23 protein-coding genes are annotated in these 18,156 nt (G+C 58.5%); 7 read left to right on the forward strand and 16 right to left on the reverse strand.

The window, feature by feature from the left end; all coding sequences use genetic code 11:
- The first annotated feature begins 153 nt into the window (after positions 1-153).
- The gene (locus tag PYR65_RS21890) at positions 154-546 is read left to right on the forward strand and encodes a GFA family protein (protein ID WP_276121566.1); all 393 of its coding nucleotides are present in this window, start codon (positions 154-156) and stop codon (positions 544-546) included.
- Positions 547-620: 74 nt separating this feature from the next.
- Here PYR65_RS21890 and PYR65_RS21895 read toward each other — a convergent pair whose 3' ends face one another.
- The 9 genes from PYR65_RS21895 to PYR65_RS21935 all read right to left on the reverse strand — a co-directional run bounded on the left by PYR65_RS21895 (position 621) and on the right by PYR65_RS21935 (position 6,867).
- Positions 621-1,157, reverse strand: coding sequence for an OmpA family protein (locus tag PYR65_RS21895; protein ID WP_276121567.1), 537 nt, complete (start codon positions 1,155-1,157; stop codon positions 621-623).
- 13 nt (positions 1,158-1,170) lie between these two features.
- The gene (locus PYR65_RS21900) at positions 1,171-1,836 is read right to left on the reverse strand and encodes a L,D-transpeptidase (RefSeq protein WP_276121568.1); all 666 of its coding nucleotides are present in this window, start codon (positions 1,834-1,836) and stop codon (positions 1,171-1,173) included.
- Positions 1,837-1,948: 112 nt separating this feature from the next.
- On the reverse strand, positions 1,949-2,212 hold the full coding sequence (locus PYR65_RS21905; RefSeq protein ID WP_276121569.1) for a hypothetical protein: 264 nt from the start codon (positions 2,210-2,212) through the stop codon (positions 1,949-1,951).
- 9 nt (positions 2,213-2,221) lie between these two features.
- A complete protein-coding gene (locus PYR65_RS21910) occupies positions 2,222-2,917 on the reverse strand; it encodes a hypothetical protein (RefSeq protein WP_276121570.1) in 696 nt (231 codons plus the stop codon).
- A gap of 57 nt (positions 2,918-2,974) precedes the next feature.
- Complete coding sequence (locus PYR65_RS21915; protein WP_060637587.1) at positions 2,975-4,372, reverse strand: APC family permease; 1,398 nt, start codon at positions 4,370-4,372, stop codon at positions 2,975-2,977.
- 10 nt (positions 4,373-4,382) lie between these two features.
- Positions 4,383-4,550 (reverse strand): hypothetical protein, encoded by a 168-nt coding sequence (locus PYR65_RS21920; protein ID WP_162252644.1) that lies wholly within the window; start codon positions 4,548-4,550, stop codon positions 4,383-4,385.
- 11 nt (positions 4,551-4,561) lie between these two features.
- Entirely contained in the window at positions 4,562-4,945 is a 384-nt protein-coding gene (locus PYR65_RS21925; RefSeq protein ID WP_060637588.1) for a hypothetical protein, read from the reverse strand.
- Positions 4,946-4,954: 9 nt separating this feature from the next.
- Positions 4,955-5,266 carry a hypothetical protein gene (locus tag PYR65_RS21930; RefSeq protein ID WP_060637589.1) on the reverse strand — a complete coding sequence of 104 codons (312 nt, stop codon included), beginning with the start codon at positions 5,264-5,266 and terminating at the stop codon, positions 4,955-4,957.
- 248 nt (positions 5,267-5,514) lie between these two features.
- On the reverse strand, positions 5,515-6,867 hold the full coding sequence (locus tag PYR65_RS21935; protein WP_276121571.1) for a glutamine synthetase family protein: 1,353 nt from the start codon (positions 6,865-6,867) through the stop codon (positions 5,515-5,517).
- 436 nt (positions 6,868-7,303) lie between these two features.
- Between PYR65_RS21935 and PYR65_RS21940 the strand changes: the two genes are divergently transcribed.
- From PYR65_RS21940 to PYR65_RS21950, 3 genes are all read left to right on the forward strand, one after another.
- The gene (locus tag PYR65_RS21940) at positions 7,304-8,059 is read left to right on the forward strand and encodes a pseudouridine synthase (RefSeq protein WP_276121572.1); all 756 of its coding nucleotides are present in this window, start codon (positions 7,304-7,306) and stop codon (positions 8,057-8,059) included.
- Positions 8,060-8,584: 525 nt separating this feature from the next.
- Entirely contained in the window at positions 8,585-8,773 is a 189-nt protein-coding gene (locus PYR65_RS21945; protein ID WP_328518513.1) for a hypothetical protein, read from the forward strand.
- Between the two features lie 27 nt (positions 8,774-8,800).
- On the forward strand, positions 8,801-9,421 hold the full coding sequence (locus PYR65_RS21950) for an RBBP9/YdeN family alpha/beta hydrolase (RefSeq protein WP_276121573.1): 621 nt from the start codon (positions 8,801-8,803) through the stop codon (positions 9,419-9,421).
- Positions 9,422-9,480: 59 nt separating this feature from the next.
- Here PYR65_RS21950 and PYR65_RS21955 read toward each other — a convergent pair whose 3' ends face one another.
- Positions 9,481-9,708 (reverse strand): hypothetical protein, encoded by a 228-nt coding sequence (locus PYR65_RS21955; protein WP_276121574.1) that lies wholly within the window; start codon positions 9,706-9,708, stop codon positions 9,481-9,483.
- Between the two features lie 265 nt (positions 9,709-9,973).
- On the opposite strand from PYR65_RS21955, the gene PYR65_RS21960 reads away from it, so the two are divergent.
- Positions 9,974-10,564, forward strand: coding sequence for a DUF4360 domain-containing protein (locus PYR65_RS21960; RefSeq protein ID WP_060637594.1), 591 nt, complete (start codon positions 9,974-9,976; stop codon positions 10,562-10,564).
- Between the two features lie 62 nt (positions 10,565-10,626).
- Entirely contained in the window at positions 10,627-12,030 is a 1,404-nt protein-coding gene (locus tag PYR65_RS21965; RefSeq protein ID WP_276121575.1) for a DUF4360 domain-containing protein, read from the forward strand.
- Between the two features lie 69 nt (positions 12,031-12,099).
- Here the strand turns inward: PYR65_RS21965 and PYR65_RS21970 are convergent, their stop codons facing one another.
- The 6 genes from PYR65_RS21970 to PYR65_RS21995 all read right to left on the reverse strand — a co-directional run bounded on the left by PYR65_RS21970 (position 12,100) and on the right by PYR65_RS21995 (position 16,411).
- A complete protein-coding gene (locus tag PYR65_RS21970) occupies positions 12,100-12,384 on the reverse strand; it encodes a copper-binding protein (RefSeq protein ID WP_276121576.1) in 285 nt (94 codons plus the stop codon).
- A gap of 23 nt (positions 12,385-12,407) precedes the next feature.
- The gene (locus PYR65_RS21975; RefSeq protein WP_276121577.1) at positions 12,408-12,887 is read right to left on the reverse strand and encodes a cupredoxin domain-containing protein; all 480 of its coding nucleotides are present in this window, start codon (positions 12,885-12,887) and stop codon (positions 12,408-12,410) included.
- 34 nt (positions 12,888-12,921) lie between these two features.
- Complete coding sequence (locus PYR65_RS21980; protein ID WP_276121578.1) at positions 12,922-14,271, reverse strand: multicopper oxidase family protein; 1,350 nt, start codon at positions 14,269-14,271, stop codon at positions 12,922-12,924.
- A 14-nt stretch (positions 14,272-14,285) separates the two neighbouring features.
- Positions 14,286-15,740 (reverse strand): TolC family protein, encoded by a 1,455-nt coding sequence (locus PYR65_RS21985; RefSeq protein WP_276121579.1) that lies wholly within the window; start codon positions 15,738-15,740, stop codon positions 14,286-14,288.
- Positions 15,737-15,964, reverse strand: a complete 228-nt coding sequence (locus PYR65_RS21990) for a hypothetical protein (RefSeq protein WP_276121580.1) — start codon at positions 15,962-15,964, stop codon at positions 15,737-15,739. The genes PYR65_RS21985 and PYR65_RS21990 overlap by 4 nt, the downstream gene beginning before the upstream one ends.
- An 87-nt stretch (positions 15,965-16,051) precedes the next feature.
- The gene (locus PYR65_RS21995) at positions 16,052-16,411 is read right to left on the reverse strand and encodes a hypothetical protein (RefSeq protein ID WP_328518514.1); all 360 of its coding nucleotides are present in this window, start codon (positions 16,409-16,411) and stop codon (positions 16,052-16,054) included.
- A 524-nt stretch (positions 16,412-16,935) separates the two neighbouring features.
- Between PYR65_RS21995 and PYR65_RS22000 the strand changes: the two genes are divergently transcribed.
- On the forward strand, positions 16,936-18,045 hold the full coding sequence (locus tag PYR65_RS22000) for an extracellular solute-binding protein (protein WP_060637601.1): 1,110 nt from the start codon (positions 16,936-16,938) through the stop codon (positions 18,043-18,045).
- Positions 18,046-18,156: the final 111 nt, after the last annotated feature.

Raw genomic sequence — 18,156 nt, forward strand, 5'->3', positions numbered from 1 at the left:
CGATACACCGGGCGCCTTCATCTTGAGGCGCCCGGTGCCTCCACTTGAGGCGCCCGGTGACCTTCATCTTGAGGTGCCCGGTGCCTTCATCTTGAGGCGCCCGGCTGTTCGTCGTAAACATGCCGGGCGTTTGATTTTCGAAAGGAGACGCACATGGATCGATTGACCGGCGGTTGTGTGTGCGGCGATGTCCGCATCGTGGCGTCCGGCGCGCCCTATCGGGTCGGGTTGTGTCATTGTCTCGATTGCCGCAAGCATCACGGCGCTCTTTTTCATGCGTCCGCCATTTACCCCGAAGATGCGGTGACGATTGAGGGCGAAACGCGCGACTATGCCGGGCGGTTTTTCTGTCCCCGCTGCGGCTCTCCTGTTTTTGGACGCAGCGGCGACGAAATCGAAGTGAACCTCGGATCGCTCGATGCCCCAAACCAGCTGGTGCCGACCTACGAACTTTGGACCGTGCGCCGCGAAGCCTGGTTGCCGCCGTTTCCGGTTTTGAACCAATATGACCACGACCGGGATGCCACAAGCCGTTTTGAGACATAGGCCGGGCGGCCGATGCGAAAGCACCGCCATACGGTGACAGAGATGGTTTCAGGCGTCACGCGGGCAATGTGCGATCAGAGAGAGTCGCGCTCGGTGCGAAGATTGGAGACGACGCGGCGGTTTTGTACCTTGCAGGACCGGTCCGTGCAGTCGCGGACTTCGCGGTCATTGCCATAACCCTTGGCCCACATGCGCTTGGTGTCCACACCCTTGGAGGCGAGATAGGCCATCGCCGCATCGGCACGCTTCTGTGACAGCGCTTCCATCGCGGATGCCGATCCGGAATCATCGGCAAAACCCTGCAGCTTGACCAGCCAGCGCGGATTGCTGTTGAGCCAGGCTGCCTGGCTGTCCAGCGTTGCCTTGGCAACGGAATCCAGTGCTGCCGAATCTTGGGTAAAATAGACCCGCCGGCCGACATTGAGGATGAAATCCTGCTCGCTGCCGACAGACACGGTTTCGAAACCGGGGGCCGGGTCGTTGGTCTGCCCGGTCATCGGCACGGCGGCATGCTCCTCGACGGAGGCGATCTCGGTGGTGTTGCACGCGGTAAGCGTCAGAAGCATCGCTGCCGCGAAAAAGTGCCGCATATATCCGGTCTGAGCAGGCATCAAGGCATATTCCTCATTCGACCGGAGTTGCGTCGCTGACCTCGGGGGCCTGATCGGCAATATGCGGCAGGACCTGCACGGCTGTTCCGATCGGGCAACGCTGGTAGAGGTCGATGGCGTCCTCGTTGAACATACGGATGCAGCCGCTGGAAGCGTCTTTGCCGATACTGCCCGGTTCCAGCGTGCCATGAAAACGATAGCCGGTATCGACACCATCGCGATGCAGATACATAGCGCGGGGCCCGAGCGGGTTTTTCGGCGAGCCGCCAGCGACGAATTCCGGCAGTTCGGGATGACGCTTGCGCATGTCGGCTGGCGGCGTCCAGCGCGGCCAGAGCGATTTCTGATCGACCGTAGCACGGCCAAACCACTTGAAGCCATCGCGGCCGACGCCGACGCCATAGCGAATGGCTGTCTTGTTCTCCATGATCAGATAGAGAAAATGGTTTCTCGTATCGACGACAACGGTGCCGATCGGCTCGCTGCTGAAATATTTGACGACCTGACGGCGCCATCTCTTGTCGATCATGGCAAAATTGGTGGCGCGGAACGTAACGCCATTATCAATGGCCGTGCCGGCAAAATAGGACGCCGCTGCGGCGAATACCGGATTGGACACCGTCCCGGCGCCGAGCAACGCCAGTCCACCAAGCAACACATCTCTGCGCTTCGACACCATCGGCAATATCCCCCAAAGCCAATCTGCGAAATATTAGTAGATCATATTTTTAGATTGCCACAACAGGAAAAAAACGGTGGCCCGGCGCTACGCCATACGGTTTCTTGCTGGCTTACAGTCTGGAGCCGATCGAAAAGCGGATCCGTGCCCGGCGATAGGCGTCCGGAATCGAGAGCGCCCAGATGAACAACCCGCCCGCATGCCGTCCGATAAAGGATTGTTCCGGTGTGGTGGTCATATAGGTGAGGAATGAAAACAAAAGCACGAACAGTGCGAATGCAAGCCCACGGCGGGCTTCACCGATGGCGACGTGACCGGCTCCCGGCAGGAGGATCGCCAGAAGCAGAACGACATAAGGATTTACCGGCTTCGACATATTCGGTCCTCAAGCAACTTTTGCGACAGGTTGCATCTCTGCTTCGCAAAAGACCGTACTCAGGCCTGCGGCCAGCGCAATGGCCTGCACGATGGTTGCGGCCGGAACCGTCTCAACGGAAAACCGTGCCTGCCGCAGAAACATATGCGCCGCCCGCTCACCTTGCGAGGCCTGGTAGATCAGCCGGGTTGCCTTTGCTGTGATCACGGCTTCCTTGACCTTTGGATCGGCAAACAGTCTTTGAAAATGCCGGCCGGCATCGGCTTCCTGTCGAGCGGTGGCGTGCCCGTCGCCGCGCATCAGCAAAGACATGCTGATTTCGGGCGGTTTCATCCATTCCGGAAAACTGTGAACGATCGAATAATATTCGGAGCCGGTCGGCCGGGCGAGCGCGCCGAGCGACGGGCAGTCGCGCCTCTCGCCTTCGAACAACGTCACCTTCAGCCAGAGTTGCGGCAGGCGGCGTGTCACCATCGTATCGGCGATCAGTTCAAGCCTCACATGCCGGCCGTCGCTGGTCTGCCCGGTGACGACCGGAAACTGATCCGGCGCCAGGCTTATGCCGGGATCAATCAGCAGCCCATGTGCCTCGTCCAGCAACCGGCCGCGCTGTTGCATGGCGTCCCGGTGTCCGTGTATGGCAGCACGTATGAACCAGATGACGGCAAGGGCTGCAAAGGCGCTGAGCAGATAGGTGATCGTCAACCCGGATCCCTCCATAATGTGGACCTGCAGCCGTTTACCGGCTGCAGGCTGCGTTCCTCAATACCCTTCCGGCCGGGGCCAGGGCATGGTGAACTGATCGCCACGGCGCACGAACCGGTAGCGCCGGAAGTGGAACCATAAGGAGGCGATGATGTAGAAACTGACCATGGCGATCAGCTGTGTGCCATATCCGAGAAACACGGCGACATAGGCTGTGGCGCAGAGGATCAACAGCACGATGGTCGGCAGGGGATGCATCGGATGGACATAGCCGCGCTTGATCGTATCGAGCGGCCATTTCCTGCGGAACATCACCATGTTGAACGTCATGAACGTGTAGCCCAACAGTCCCGACAGGATCGAGAAGGTAACGACCTGATCGAGCGGCGCGCCGAGTGCGAAGATCAGGGCGATCGGCACGAGGAAGATGATCGAGCGGTAGGGTGTGCGATAGACCGGATGCACCGCGCCGAACCAGATCGGCAGATAGCGGTCGCGGCCCATGGAAAACCAGGCGCGCGAGGCATCGTTGATGCAGCCATTTGCCGAGGCAAGCGTCGAAAACATTGTGCCGATGAACAGGAGAACCATTAGCCCGCGATTGCCGGTGACGCGGGCCGCGTCAAACAGCGGTGTTCCGGCCTGGCCGAGATATTCCCACGGAATGAGCCCCGAGCAGACATACCAGGTCATGGTTGCCGCGATCAGCAGCGTCATGATGCCGGCCATGGTTCCGTAGGGCAGAGAGCGGGCGGGTGAACGCACTTCCTCAGCCGCCTGGCAGGTGCCTTCGATGCCGAGATAGTACCAGAGGCCGAAATGCAGCGAGGCGAGGATGCCGATCCATCCATAGGGCATGGGGTCGGTGGTGACAGCCGAGAAATCGAGCGGCACGCTCGACACGCCGAACTGGACAGAAAGAAAGAGCGTGATGATGGCCATGAAGGCGATGGCGGTGATGACGAGATTGAATGTCAGCGTTGCCAGCACGCCGCGATAGTTCAGCCAGGCGAGGAACATCACGCAGAGCACGATGAACGGTTGCTGGTGCAGGCCGGTATGGCCTTGCATTGCGGCCACCGTATCGAGCAGGAAGCCGATGGTGATGGCGTTGGCAGCCTCCAGCATCGTATAGGCCATGACCAGGAACAGACCGACATTGAAGGCCATCAGCGGGCCGACGATATGCTTGGCCTGCGCATACTGGCCGCCGGCTGCGGCGACCGTCGATGTCACCTCCGAATCGATCATCGCCACGCAGGTATAAAGCAGGCCGGCCACCCAGCAGGCGATCAGGCCGGCAATCATACCGCCTTTGCCGACGGCGAAATTCCAGCCCATATATTCGCCGACGAGAACGATGCCGACGCCGAGCGCCCAGATATGGGCGGGTCCAAGCACGCGCAGCAATTGCAGCCGTTCCGGCTGGGCGGTGGTGGTTTTCGTGTCTACCATGTCCGGCCCCTCATAGCGTGTGGCGTTCGGCTGCCGCCTCGATCTCGCCTTCGCGGGATGAGGTCAGCAGGTCGTTGTCATAGGTCGTATCGATACGCACCATGTCGGAGAGCATCAGAACGGCAAACAGCGCCGAAAGGGCCCAGGCCGCGTATTCCAGAACAGTCCACATATCCATTAGTGCCCCCACTATTTCTTCTTGACGCCGAAGCGTTCAGCGATGACGTCGCGATATTCCCGGTCAGACAGGCGCACCACCAGCACGAAATATCCGATGACCAGGAGGGCCATGACCACAAGCGCCATCCAGCTGAACGAATAGTCGAAACGGGCCGTGATGATGTCGTTTGCCGCCGCCGGATCGGTAATGCCAAGGGCAGCCCATTGCTGCTGCTCGGTGGCGTTCTGGCCGAGCGCTTCCCATGTCGGGTTGTCGATGGGCGCAGGCGTCTTGGCCGCCCCCGCAAGGCCGAGATAGAGGGGCAGATAGAGCGCACCGACGGTCAGGACCAAAAGGGTGATGACGTCGAAAATCTGTCCGGCAAAGCTTTGTTTCGGTGGCTTGTAAGCCATGATCCCCTCCTAGCGCCGGCGCCGGCGCATCTCGTCGAGATGCTTGAGGTCGAGCCCGTAAATGAAATGCTTGTCTTCGCTATAGTGCCGCAGCATCGCGATGATGGCCGCAGTGTTGAAGACCAGAACCAGGGCGCAGGCAGTGGTCAGGATGATCCGGATGGCCGGCACGGAAATATAGGGCCAGATCGTCACCAGCGCGAAAACCATCGTGCACCATAGCACCGTGATGAAGATGATCAGGCCTGCCCTGTCGCGGGAATGCATCTTGTCGATGCGCGTCGCAAGGTGCGCGTCGGCACCTGCCTCGTGGATTATCATGCGTTCCTCCCAGAATACGCTTTCAAGTCCGATATTGCCTTAAAGGCAAATTATTTTCCTCCAACGAATATTCCCACCGAGTGCTTTGGTCAAGCAGCCATGTGCCAAAATGCCGCATTTGCACAAAAAGAAGTCAACAAGAGAGGGTTCGCACGATTATGCGAAATGCAGATGATTTCTTCTTCGGCAGTTTAAGCAAGCGATCTCAAACGGGCGGCGTTTGCGTAAAGGCCGTACTTGCCGTCGCGTCAGACGCTGTGCAGGTAGCTTGCATATTCCAGATCTGAAATGTCGCGGTTGAACACGGCGAGTTCCTGGCGTTTGCAGGTCGAGAACATCTCGAGGAGCTTCGGCTGAAAAATCCGTTTGACGATGTCGCTCTGCTCGAAAAGATCAAGCGCCGTCGGCCATGTGGCGGGCAGTGATTTGGCGTCGCTGGCATAGGTGTTGCCGGCAGTCGGCAATGGCGGTTCTGCGCGCCTGTTGATGCCGTCAATGGCTGCGCCAAGGATGGCTGCAATCACGAGATAGGGATTGGCATCGATGCCTGCTACGCGGTGTTCGATGCGGCGGGCGGCAGTGGGACCGCCGGGAATGCGAATGGCGGCGGTGCGGTTTTCATAGCCCCAGGCCGCTGTGGTGGGCGCCAGGCTCTCCGGGCAAAGCCTGCGAAACGAATTCAGATGCGGCGCAAACAAAGCGGTGCAGCCGGGCATGGCTTCGATCAGTCCGGCTACGGCCTGGCGCATCAAGACAGTGCCTTCCGGACCGCCATTGTCGAATACATTGCGGCCTTGCGCATCGACGATGCTGAAATGCACGTGCAACCCGCTGCCGGAATGTGCCGGATAGGGCTTGGCCATGAAGGTTGCGGCAAACCCGTGTTTGCGGGCCATATTGCGGACGATCTGCTTGAAGAAGACGGTGTTGTCGGCCACCTCAAGCGCATCGGGACCGTGCACGAGATTGAACTCGAATTGGCTCGGGCCGCTCTCCGAGGTCGCGGCATCGACGGCGACACCGCAAGCGGCGGCCATGGCATAGACATCGTCGAGGAAAGGACCGACTTCGGCCAATTCCTCCAGAGAGTAGATCGTATCCTTTGCATCCGCATGGCCGGTCGGCATTCTGGTCAAGGGCTTTGCCCGTGGCGAATTGGGATCGATCAGATAGAACTCCACTTCGGTCGCGACGACGGGGGTGAGTTGCACGGCGCGGAACCGGTCGAGGATATCGGCGAGCGTGCGGCGCGGATCGCCAAAAAACGGTTCGCCGGTCTCGGCGCGCATCCACATCGGCACGAATTGCGCCTGCGTCGCCGACCAGGCCAACGGGATCGGTCCGCGCTCCGTCGGCTCGCAGATGCCATCCAGATCGCCCTGATCGAGCGTCAGGGAATTTGCGAACACATCGGTGCCCCAGATATCGACGCCAATGGAGGACATCGGCATGCGGATGCCGTTCTTCAGGATCTTGTCGAGCGATGCGGCCTCAACCCGTTTGCCGCGAAAGCAGCCGTTGAGGTCGCAGGTGGCCGCCAGAACATAGGCGCCACGTCCCTCGTTCTGTCCAGCCAAGAGACCCTTTGTATCGTTCGTCATGATCTACTCCGTAAGGGTTTGGCATCGTATGGTTGGGTTTCATATCCGGTGGCCATCAAGCAGTTAAGTGTTGCAGGCGTCAACAAAAATACCGGCGCGACCTCTCCAGAGCCGATCAGGTTGGCGTTAAACGGCTTGACTCGGGGCAGGGTTTCGCCCAATCGAACGGCATGATGTCGCATATCGTGATCCACCTTCGGCGAGAGTCTAAACTCTCGAAAACCGGCACCTAGCCCGAACGTTGAAGAAGCCCTGGCTTGACGTTCGGGACGGCCAGGTTTCCGACATGATCCACTCCACCGCTTTGCGCCTGTTACAGGTTTTTGGGATTTCGATAGCCACCGGCATTTGATCGCGCTGCGCAGCTGACAGGCTGCACGGCAGCAGTCGATGCGGTGTGTTTCAGCGCAGCGGCAAACGTCCGGTATAATTCATCTTGGCTCGACAGGCATCTGACACCGGTGCGCGCGCAACCATTTGCCGTGCCCTTTCCAAACTTGGCTATTGTTCCCGCACACAGGCCGAAAAGCTGGTCGCTGAGCGGCGCGTCACGCTTGGCGGACGGGTGGTGAGCGACATCCTGACCTGGGCGGATATTCGCACCGATATCATTGCGGTCGATGGCATCCGGCTTGTTGCCCAGTCCAGCGTCTATCTCATGCTCAACAAACCACGCGGCATGGTGACGACGAGGGTCGATCCGGAGGGGCGGCCAACGGTCTTTGATTGTCTTGCGCAGATGGACAATCCCTTCCTCTCTCCCGTTGGCCGGCTGGACAAGGCAAGCGAGGGATTGCTGTTGTTTACCAACGATACGGTGCTGGCCCAGCGCCTGCTCGATCCCGTGACCAATGTCGGCAAAATCTATCATGTCCAGGTCAAAGGCATCGCGGTTGACAGCGTGATCGCCCAGATGCGGCGCGGCGTCTGCGAGGGCGGCGAGATGCTCAAAGCATCATCTGTTCGGATGTTACGCTCAGGTGACAGAAACACGTGGATTGAAGTGGAACTGCGGGAGGGCCGCTACCGGCAGATTCGGCGAATGCTCAAAGGGCTGGACATGGAATGCCTTCGCCTTATCCGGGTTGCGATCGACGATATCAAACTGGGTGACCTGGCAAAAGGATCGGCCCGTCCGCTGGACCGGCATGAGATCGAGATATTGCGGCGGCGGACGCAGATCACGGCTTGAACAGGCGTCGCGGCGATTGAAATGACCAAAAAAAAGGGCCTCCGGTAAAGGGAGACCCCGAGTCTTGAAGGATCAACCTCCAGAGGGAACGGTTGAAGGCGATGGCCCGGGAGGAGAGGGATCGGAAACTTCAACCGTCGCCATTATGCTGACCGCGACGGCGAAAAACAACGAACGGCATCCTGCCGCTGCCTGAAAATTAAACAAATTGCCCAAAGTCCGATCCCAGGCCGCATTTTTTTACCCGTGGTGAAACAATCTTTCTAACGTTTACCCGTGCGGCGACCGGGAGATGCCTGCCGTGTGACGGTCTCGGTGCCACGCCGCGGCTCATACCGGGCGGAAGGTTGACCCCTTAAGTTGCCCGACGCGTTTTTCCCTTTGCTCCACGACTGGCAGCCTCGAATTTCCGCAACAGCGGTCACGGATAGTTTGCAGTTTCTTTTGTCTACTCGTTTTATAGACAATAATGCTTCCTCGGCCCTGACCGACTGTTCAAGGGATTTCGCACTGCGATGTGAGGACATGATGAGCCTGCTGAGACATTTCGACCGCCTTCAAAACATGAGGGATCAACTGGAAGCAAAATTGGATCTGAATGATGCAGGTTTATGCGGAATGGGCTACCGGGAGCGGCGTGATCTGCGCGAGCGCATCTCCGAAATTTCGGACGAAATCTCCGCGTTAGAGCGGTCACGCTCGTTCCAGAGCTGACGGTGGTGCGCGGTGAGGAGCAATGACATGATGCCTACCCTGATCTTGCCCGGATTGAACGGCTCCGATGACGGACATTGGCAGCGATATTGGCTGAAGGACGATGCGCAAAGCCGTTTGGTCGAGCAGGACGATTGGAAAGCCCCAAGGGTTGAAGCCTGGACGCAGCGCCTAGAAGAGGTGCTTGTTCAGGAAGGGCCGGCCTATATCGTTGCCCATAGCCTTGGCTGTCTGCTGGCCGCCAAATGCGCCGACCGGCCGGCGGCAAAGCTGATCAAGGGCGCCTTGCTGGTTGCACCCTGCGATCTCTCCACCACTGAAAATCTCCATCCCGGCGCCATCCACTTCGGCCGGATGCCGACCCGCGTTCTACCCTTTCCAACAATTACGGTCGGAAGCCTGAACGATATCTACATGCCGCTCGAAAGCCTGTCGCTTTACGGCCGTCTGTGGAAGACGCAGGTCAGAAACCTTGGCCCAGCCGGACATATCAACATCGAAAGCGGGTTTGGCCGGTGGACCGGAGGCTATGAATTGCTTTCGCTGTTGAAAATGAAAACCAAGGCACGCAGACAGTATGATGTCCCACAGTCGCAAGGCGGCGAGGCGCTTGCGGTCGAGGCGATCAAATCCGGCATGACGCACTGAGGCATGTTGTTATATCTCCAGCCACGCTTGGTGCTGCAATCTTCCATCTTAGTTTCGACTCAACGCTCGCAATTTACCCGGCCCTGGCAGATCTTTGGACGGTAGAGCCGTTTGTAGTTCCCCTCCTCAAACCGGATTTTTTGCTTGCGTTGATGTTCGAGCAGTTGGGCGGATGGTGCATGGGACTTTCCGGACACGGCCGGCTTGTCTGTCGAGCAACCCGTGGCGACAAATCCCATCGCGGCAATGATCGCAAAGGCCCGGCAGATCATCATCGTTTTTTGCATGCTTATCCTCCCGCATTCCTCATGGTTGTGAAAAAGTGACGCCGCGTTTCATGAGCGCGATTTGAAGAAAATGCGTGCCATAGTTTTGCCTTCGAACGGCACGCTTTCGGTCGTGTTTGCTTAAAAGTTTATTAATCAGGCCTTCTTAGACATAGACCTTTGCTAAATGACTTCTAGATGAACGCAGTGCTCATCAAAGGTTCAGATCAGCACCCCTATTTCTAGGCGAAGCAGTCGCTTCGTTTTTCAACACCGAGGAAATCACATGAAGGCTATCGGTATCTTATTCGCATCCCTGTTCGTTGCCTCCACGGCTTATGCAGACGACATCTCCCTTGGCGTTCCAGGCTATGGCGGTAGCGGCTGCCCCTCAGACAGCGTGTCGGCGACAATCAGCCCGGATGGAAAAGCGCTCAGCCTGCTGTTTGACAACTATGTCGTTGAAGCCGGTGGCGAGACAGGCAAATCGTTCGATCGCAAGACCTGCAATGTCGCTATTCCCGTGCATGTTCCGCAAGGCCGCAGCGTCTCGGTCCTGGCGATCGACTATCGCGGATTCAACCAGTTGCCGCGCGGCGCCCGCTCGCAGTTCAACGTCGAATATTTCTTTGCCGGCACCCGTGGCCCGTCCTTTGCCCAGACATTCACAGGCCCGAAGGAAAAGGATTACCTGATCTCCAACAAGCTAGTGGCCGATTCCCTGATCTGGTCGGCTTGCGGCGAGGACGTGAACCTCCGGACGAATTCCAGCATTCGCGTCAACACCTCGAAAAACCAGGAGGCCATGGCAACGGTCGATACGCAGGACGTGAAAGCTGCCATCGTCTATCAGCTGCAGTGGCGCACCTGCCGCTAATACGAGGCGGATCGGGGCAGCAGCTTGATGCTGCCCCCCTGTTTTTATGAGGGTTAATTGTCATGCGTCCCCCCGTTTATCTGACTGTAAACTTGTTTGCCCTTGCACTTTTGAACGCTGCTGGCAGTCAGGCGCATGCGGCGAATGGCTGCGCTGATGGCACGTTTTCGAGTGTGACGTCGCCGGATGGCAATGCGACCAGTTTCCTGTTTGATGATTTCTCCGCAACAGCGGGCGGCTCGTCGGGAACAACGCGTGTAACGAGCACCTGCAATCTGAGCGTTCCCGTCACCAAACCTGGCGGCTATTCCGTCTATCAGGTCGATTATCGCGGCTTCGTCACCACGCAGGATGGGCAGACAGCCACCATCGTCGCGCAACAGGATGGCAAGACGGTCCTGAACCATCAGATCACCGGTCCGCTGGAGGATGACGTTTCCGTGGGCAATCGCGTCGGCGTGTCGGGCTCGGATACGCTTGAATTATCGGTTGTTGTCGGTGCGACCGGACCGCTGAATGCGGCAGATCTTGAGGCCGGTCTCTTTCTCGATACGATCGATTTCGCCCGGCTCGGTTTCACCACCGCGCAGTCGGTGACAAATTCGGTCGATCAGCTGGCGCGCCAGAGGCAGTCGATCATGCTGGATCTGATGGACACTGCGCAAAACCTGCTCGGCCAGTCGCAGCGGTTTGACAGCGACAGCTACCTTAGCGCCTTTGGCAGCTCGGATGCAGCGGCCGGCTTCAACGGACGCTGGAACGCCGGAAATGGCGTAAGCCTTCTCGGTGGCGCCGCGATCGTGAACCCGAACAGGACAGATGTTTCCATCGATACGCTCGCCCTTCTGGCTGGCGCGGCACGTTATACCACCCCGGAAGCACAATGGCGCGCATTTGGCGAGGTCGGCGCCTGGGGCTCGCCAAAAGTCTCGGCCAACCTGTCGCGCAGTTACCTCAACAACGATGACATGGTGTTTGCCGGAAGTGCGGTGTCCGGATCGCTGTTCAACGCCTACGGGCGTGTCGGCGCGATCTATGCGCCCGACGATGCCAACGAAATCGCCTTTTCTGCCCGGGTGACCCGGTCCTGGCTTGATCTCGACGGCTACCGCGAAACGGCGACTGGCGATAATCTGTTTGCAGCCACGGTGAAGGGCGGCCGTTCCAAGGCCGACACCGTCAGCGCCGAAATTGCCTGGAGCCACGATACCGGAGGGCAACTGGACTATACAGTCTCAGGCGCGATCGGCAGGACGTTTGCAAGTAAGAACGGAGCCAAGGCCTCGGTCGATTGGGTCGGCGATGTCTCGGGCAGCGCTGACGATCAGAACTTCGCAACGATCGGCGGCCGTGTCGGCTGGAAGCTCGACGGTGTCTGGAAGGTCGAAACGTCGCTGTCGGCAACATTTCGCGAGCAGGACAAGCCCGATTGGAATGTCGGCGGCCAGTTGAAGGCGTCGTTCTGACGATCAACGGAATACCGGCGTCCGCACGCGGCGGTATGACCTGCCGCGTACGTTGCCAGCGATCGTGGATTATTTGACGTCCGTGACCGTGAGTTTGCCGTCGATCCGCTCGGCGACAAATTCCACGTTTGTGCCTTCCTTGAGCTTGCCGAAAAGCGCGACGTCCTTGACGCGGAACACCATGGTCATCGCCGGCATGGCGAGCACCTTCAGCTCCTCATGAATAAGCGTCACCTTCTTTGCCGTGACGTCAAGTTTCTTGACCGTGCCCCTGGTGAATTCCGCAGCGAATGCGCCGGATGTCATGGTTGCGGCGAGCATGGCGGCTGCCGTGATTTTGAGAATGGTTTTCATCGTCATTCCTCCTTGAACGCAGGTCATTTCCTGGAAACGGTGACATCGCCATGCATGCCGGCATCGTAATGACCCGGAACGAGGCAGGCGATCTTGAACGTGCCGTCATTGGTGAACTTCCAGATGATCTCGCCGGATGTTCCGGCGGAAAGCCGGATTGCGTTGGGGTCGTCATGTTCCATGTCCGGGAATTTTTCCATCACGGCCTTGTGCTCCATGACCTTGTCTTCCTGATCGAGCACGAATTCGTGGTCGAGTTTACCGGCGTTTCTGATGGAAAAGACGATGGTCTGACCTTGCCGGACATTAAAATGGTCCGGCGTGAAGATCATTCGGCCGTCGTCCGTCTCCTTCATGGCGACACGGATCGTCTGGGTGGCCTGTGCTTTCGCACCGGGCTCGCCAACAGCCATGGTGTCGCTGTGTCCACCGGTATGGGAACCGGAGCCGAGGGCCGGAGAAGCAAGCGCTGCGAGAAACAGCGCGATGATTGCGGTTTTCATGATGTCGTCCTTTGATCGGTTGCAGACATGCGTTTCAGCCATGCTTCATGGGTTTAGGGGTGACCTTTGTTTTGGCATCCCTCGCTTTGGGCGCGCCGGGAAGTTCGCCGGTCCACTCGAAGGCCTGCGTCCCCGGCGGATTTTCGTACCAGCCGGGATCGCTGTAATCATCGGCAGCAACGCCCTCGCGGACCTTGACGACGGAGAACATGCCGCCCATCTCGATCGGGCCATGCGGACCCCATCCGGTCATCATCGCAATGGTGTTTTCCGGGATTTCCATGTCCATCTGCCCCATATCGGCCATGCCTGCGGTTCCCATCGGCATGTATTCCGGGCGGATTTTCCTGATCTTTTCCGCCACCTGTTTCTTATCGACGCCGATGAAGGTCGGAATATCGTGGCCCATCGCATTCATCGTGTGATGCGATTTGTGGCAATGGATCGCCCAGTCACCCGGATATTTGGCGTCGAACTCGAAGGCACGCATCGCACCCACGGGGATGTCGATGCTGACCTCGGGCCAGCGGGCCTCGGGCCGGACCCAGCCACCGTCCGTTCCGGTCACCTCGACGTCATATCCGTGCATATGGATGGGATGGTTCGTCATGGTGAGGTTACCGGCACGCACGCGAACCCGGTCGTCCTTGGTAACCACGAGCGGATCGATCCCCGGGAAGATGCGGCTGTTCCAGGCCCACAGGTTAAAGTCGGTCATTTCCATGACGCGCGGAACGTAGCTGCCGGGATCGATGTCGTAGGCGCTGAGCAGGAACACGAAATCCCGATCGACGCGCATGAATGTTTCGTCCCTGGGATGGATGACGAACATCCCCATCATGCCCATCGCCAGCTGGACCATTTCATCCGAATGCGGGTGGTACATGAAGGTGCCGGATTTGACGAGGTCGAACTCGTAGACATAGGTCTTGCCGGATGGAATATGCGGTTGCGACAAACCACCGACCCCGTCCATGCCGGATGGCAGGATCATGCCATGCCAGTGCACTGTCGTGTGTTCGGGCAGCTTGTTTGTCACGAAGATGCGGACGCGGTCTCCCTCGACCGCTTCGATCGTCGGGCCGGGGGACTGGCCGTTATAGCCCCAGAGGCGCGCCGTCATGCCCTCAGCCATTTCACGCTCGACGGGTTCGGCAACCAGGTGGAATTCCTTGACACCGTTATTCATCCGATGGGGAAGCGTCCAGCCATTCAGCGTCACGACCGGGGTGTAATCCGGTCCTGAGGCGGGACGCACCGGTGTCTGTGTTTGCGCGGTTTCCATCATGGCAGCGTCCGGCAGCCCAATGTTGGCGGTTTTCGCCCATGCGGCACTCGATATCAGGGCAGCCCCGGCGCCCAGCATTTGTCGTCTGTTGAACATATCGTCGTCCTTTCTCAGTGACCGCCGCTGCCTTCAGCGGCAGCTGCCAAATCCGCTCCGCCGTCCGCTGCCCCCACACCGCCGCCATAAATGGCAGGCGCGAGGTTGGCTTCGGCTAACCAGAAATCACGTTTCGCGTTGACAGCGAGCAGGGTCGAATTGATCGTCTCGCGGCTGTCGGTGAGCAGTTCGAATGTGTTGGTGATCATGCCGTTATAGGTCAGCAGAGATTCCTCCTCGATATCAGCGCGGAGCGGTAAGACGCTGTTGCGAAAGTGCCGGGCGATATCGTAGTTCGCGCGGTAAGCCTGGTAGGCGGACCTTGCTTCGGAGCGGACGTTCACGGCCTTTTCCGCAAGCAGATTGGCGGCGCGCATATAGGCCAGTTCCGCCTTGCGCATGCGCGCCTTGCCAGTGTCGAAGATCGGAATTGCGAATTCCAGCTCGATATTTCCCGTCGTATCGGCTTTCTTCACGCCGTCCTCCAGTTCGCGCTCTGTCTCGAAACCGGTTAAAATTTCCAGGTCTGTGACATACCGCGTTGCTCCGGTCAGCTTGTACGACTGCGCCGTGGCATCGAGATCGAGCCTGGCCATCTGCAGATCGACCCGGCTTTGTAAGGCTTCCGCCTCGATCTGATCCTGCGTCAGCAGCCCCTTGGGAAGCTGCGCAAGCCGGTTGGGAAGCTGGTAATCGATGTCCGGTCCCCAGAGCCCCATGAGCCGTGTCAGTTCCTCCTTGGCCAGGCGGGCGTCAAGGCGGGCTTTGGCGGTCTGTCCGGCCAGTTCGGCGTAGAAGACATGATGCCGCGCCTGAGCGCTCTTCGTCAGCGCACCCGTTTCGCCGAGCTTCTTGGCAAGTTCCGATGCAGCATCGGCTGTAGCCTGCGCCTTTGAAAGTTGGGCGGCCGTTTCGCGGGTCGCCACCGCCGTAATCCACGCCCGCCTCGTATCGGCTGCAAGCTGCAGCGTTTGCAGAGCCGCGCCAAGCTGAGCTCTCCTAAATCCGTTGCCGGCAATATCAATCGCTTTCTTCCGGGTTGCGAGCGCGACGATATTGGTGGCGAGCACGCCTTCCACGGACTTGAACACCGCCAATCCCGGCGTGCCGATGCCGGTCAGTCCTACACCTACGGCCGGGTTGGCAAACATGGTCGATTGCCATGCATCTGCAGCCGCGTCGCCAAGACTGGCATAGGCAGCCTGAAGACCCTTGTTGTTGAGTAGAGCGATCTGCACAGCCGTCTCGGCGTCGATGCTTTTCTTGACCAGCAGCACCTTGACCAGTTTTGCGGCTGCCTGAGCGTCGTGCCGGTTCTGAATCCAGACGGTATGTTTGCCCGTCGCGTCAGCCGTTGTCGTGGACACCGACGAAAATCCGGCATCGCCGTGCGAATATTGTGCCGCCTGGACGCATCCACTCAGAATGAGCGGCAAGAGAAGAACTGCCGTTATTTTCTGCTTGGTCATGGCGCGTCTCCCTGCGGAGCCTGTGCGTCATTCTGGTCGCGCCATGGCTTGGGATCGGAGGGGCCACGGTGTGTATAGCCGGAGACGGGGTTGGTGTAGGTCAGCGGACGAATATGCGCCGGCGAGCTGGCGGGATCGTCCGCAGCACCGACATCGGGAGGGGACGTGGCAGCGCAACCGCTCGCAAGGAGCGGCACGGCGACCACCAGAAATTTTCGTTTCATGGTGTAATCCGAACAGGAGATATCTGCTGCGCTGCCGGCAGTGAAGCACGCCAGCGCGTTCAGGCCCGTGAGGACGGGCGGTCCAGTTCAGAGACTTGGAGGGCGGTACAGGGAATGGATTTCACCGAACCATGGCTGGTCATCGGTGAATTCACGGATCGGCGATAATACCGGCGCACCTAAGGTGTTGGTTGAGGCTATGATGGCAAGACCGATGCAAAAGCCCTTGCAGCATTCCTGTTCGGCCGATTTCGAGGCGCCATCGTCGGCAGAGGCTGTTTCACCATGATCGTGCGCGCTCATTTGAGCGCCGTCACCATGCTGCATGACGTGTGGCATCTGCGTCGATGCGCCAGCAGATGAGGGGCCATGCATCGCCGCCGTTGCTGTCGATAGCGAATATCCGGCAAGCGACAGGACGATCGCCAGTCTGATCAGAATCAGCAATGTCCTGCATAGGATCCGATACATCGCGTCCAAGCTTCACGGCTGCTTGCCGCAGCTGTCTCGACCAAAAGTTTTCTCCGGAAAAACATTGCCCAAATAAGCGCGGCAGGCGTTTTTCGATTCGTCCCATTGGTAAAGGTTCCAACACTGGCAAGGTCAAGAGCCGTCGCCGATCAAAGTTGAAAACGGGCCCACGACTGGGCGTATGGCGATAGCAACTTCAATTATAGTGCGCATCGATTTCTGCCTTTTCCAAACGCGATGTCGCCGTCCGTGAACTGAACTCCGTCACATACCCCTAAAATTTCACTGAAAAGATGCTTGACAATCATCCGGTATAAAGATCAATTCCTATTTACCGGATACATAATACGATATACCGGACAAAGGCTGGGAGGCCTGTCTTAACAGATTTATGAATGACCGGGCACGGATGTGGCCGATGCGAAGCCGTGTTCAAAAGCACGCAAGCCATTCCGGATTGAAGGCTCGATACAAGTTCAAATCAAAAAAGGGGAACTTAAATGAGTGACAAGTTGACGACGACCCGCAGAAATGCGTTGAAATTGTTTGGTGCCGGCGCAGCTGTTCTTGCAGCGCCTTATATTATCCGTCCGCGCGCTGCCTGGGCTGAAAACGGCATCTTGAACGTAACCACTTACGACAAGTTCCTGCCGCAGGAATTTCTGGAGAAGTTTCAAAAGGACACCGGTATCGAAGTCAGAATCCGCCTGACCGATGACCAGGGAAAACAGTACAATCTGCTGACGGCTGAAGGTGCCAATCCCTCAACCGACATCGTGACGGTTGCCGGCCACCGCTATTCGCAGTTCATCAATTCAAAGCTGCTGCAGCCGCTCGACACCGGCAAGATTTCAAACTGGAAAAACCTCAACACCGCCTATCAGGACGCCCCTTGGGCGCGCATCGACGGCAACCTTTGGGGCCTGCCGATCCTGGCCGGGTATGAGGGCCTTGCCCGCAATGTCGATTATGTCAAGGAAGCGCCGAGCTGGGAGATCATGTTCGACCCGGAATATAAGGGCCAGACATCCTACATCGTCAGCGATTTCATGACGATTGCCATGCAGTATCTCGGACATGACGGCGACTTCGTCACCTATGCAGACAAGCCGGACATCGCCCAGAAAGCCACCAACGAAGCCCGCGACTTGCTGATCAAGCACAAGGACATGGTTCGCAAATATTACGATGCCGGCTCCGAAGTGCAGCAGATGTTCATCAACGAGGATATCTATCTTGCGCATTCGTGGTCCGGTCCGGCTGCCAAGCTCATCATGGACGGCCACCCGATTCAATTGTCGGTTCCGAAGGAAGGCACGTTCGGCTTCTGCTACACGCTGAACGTCGTCAACAACGCACCGAATGCCGAGAATGCCTATAAGCTTCTCGATGCAATCCTGGCGAGCCCGGATGTCGGCGCGGCGATGACCCGCCAGTCGGGCTACAGCTCGACAATGAATGGCGTTGGCGACCTGCTCAACGACCGTGAAAAGCTCGCGTCCACGCTGCCGCAGGAAGAGGTCGATCGCATCATCTTCTTCTCGTCGGTCAACCGCGACATGAAGAACGAGATGATTGACCGCGCGACTGCAGAGGTCAAGGCGGCCTGATCGGGCAAAGCCTCTATCGGCCCCACCCTGTTCCGGAGCACTCGCGTGATCTCCGGACAGGGCGGGCCACCGGCCTCCAACAACGCGCAATGACTGACCGCCGGCAAGACG

Origin of the sequence: Pararhizobium qamdonense (assembly GCF_029277445.1) — a bacterium.
In the GTDB taxonomy this organism is placed as follows: Bacteria; Pseudomonadota; Alphaproteobacteria; order Rhizobiales; family Rhizobiaceae; genus Pararhizobium; species Pararhizobium qamdonense.

Bases quoted from the DNA above. Each gene is read 5' to 3' on its own strand.
- PYR65_RS21985 (WP_276121579.1), bottom strand. From the start codon at position 15,740: ATGACCAAGCAGAAAATAACGGCAGTTCTTCTCTTGCCGCTCATTCTG.
- PYR65_RS21950 (WP_276121573.1), top strand. From the start codon at position 8,801: ATGATGCCTACCCTGATCTTGCCCGGATTGAACGGCTCCGATGACGGA.
- PYR65_RS21970 (WP_276121576.1), bottom strand. From the start codon at position 12,384: ATGAAAACCATTCTCAAAATCACGGCAGCCGCCATGCTCGCCGCAACC.
- PYR65_RS21965 (WP_276121575.1), top strand. From the start codon at position 10,627: ATGCGTCCCCCCGTTTATCTGACTGTAAACTTGTTTGCCCTTGCACTT.
- PYR65_RS21915 (WP_060637587.1), bottom strand. From the start codon at position 4,372: ATGGTAGACACGAAAACCACCACCGCCCAGCCGGAACGGCTGCAATTG.
- PYR65_RS21960 (WP_060637594.1), top strand. From the start codon at position 9,974: ATGAAGGCTATCGGTATCTTATTCGCATCCCTGTTCGTTGCCTCCACG.
- PYR65_RS21890 (WP_276121566.1), top strand. From the start codon at position 154: ATGGATCGATTGACCGGCGGTTGTGTGTGCGGCGATGTCCGCATCGTG.
- PYR65_RS21935 (WP_276121571.1), bottom strand. From the start codon at position 6,867: ATGACGAACGATACAAAGGGTCTCTTGGCTGGACAGAACGAGGGACGT.
- PYR65_RS21900 (WP_276121568.1), bottom strand. From the start codon at position 1,836: ATGGTGTCGAAGCGCAGAGATGTGTTGCTTGGTGGACTGGCGTTGCTC.
- PYR65_RS21895 (WP_276121567.1), bottom strand. From the start codon at position 1,157: ATGCCTGCTCAGACCGGATATATGCGGCACTTTTTCGCGGCAGCGATG.
- PYR65_RS21920 (WP_162252644.1), bottom strand. From the start codon at position 4,550: ATGGATATGTGGACTGTTCTGGAATACGCGGCCTGGGCCCTTTCGGCG.
- PYR65_RS21980 (WP_276121578.1), bottom strand. From the start codon at position 14,271: ATGTTCAACAGACGACAAATGCTGGGCGCCGGGGCTGCCCTGATATCG.
- PYR65_RS21975 (WP_276121577.1), bottom strand. From the start codon at position 12,887: ATGAAAACCGCAATCATCGCGCTGTTTCTCGCAGCGCTTGCTTCTCCG.
- PYR65_RS22000 (WP_060637601.1), top strand. From the start codon at position 16,936: ATGAGTGACAAGTTGACGACGACCCGCAGAAATGCGTTGAAATTGTTT.
- PYR65_RS21905 (WP_276121569.1), bottom strand. From the start codon at position 2,212: ATGTCGAAGCCGGTAAATCCTTATGTCGTTCTGCTTCTGGCGATCCTC.
- PYR65_RS21930 (WP_060637589.1), bottom strand. From the start codon at position 5,266: ATGATAATCCACGAGGCAGGTGCCGACGCGCACCTTGCGACGCGCATC.
- PYR65_RS21990 (WP_276121580.1), bottom strand. From the start codon at position 15,964: ATGAAACGAAAATTTCTGGTGGTCGCCGTGCCGCTCCTTGCGAGCGGT.
- PYR65_RS21945 (WP_328518513.1), top strand. From the start codon at position 8,585: ATGATGAGCCTGCTGAGACATTTCGACCGCCTTCAAAACATGAGGGAT.
- PYR65_RS21925 (WP_060637588.1), bottom strand. From the start codon at position 4,945: ATGGCTTACAAGCCACCGAAACAAAGCTTTGCCGGACAGATTTTCGAC.
- PYR65_RS21955 (WP_276121574.1), bottom strand. From the start codon at position 9,708: ATGCAAAAAACGATGATGATCTGCCGGGCCTTTGCGATCATTGCCGCG.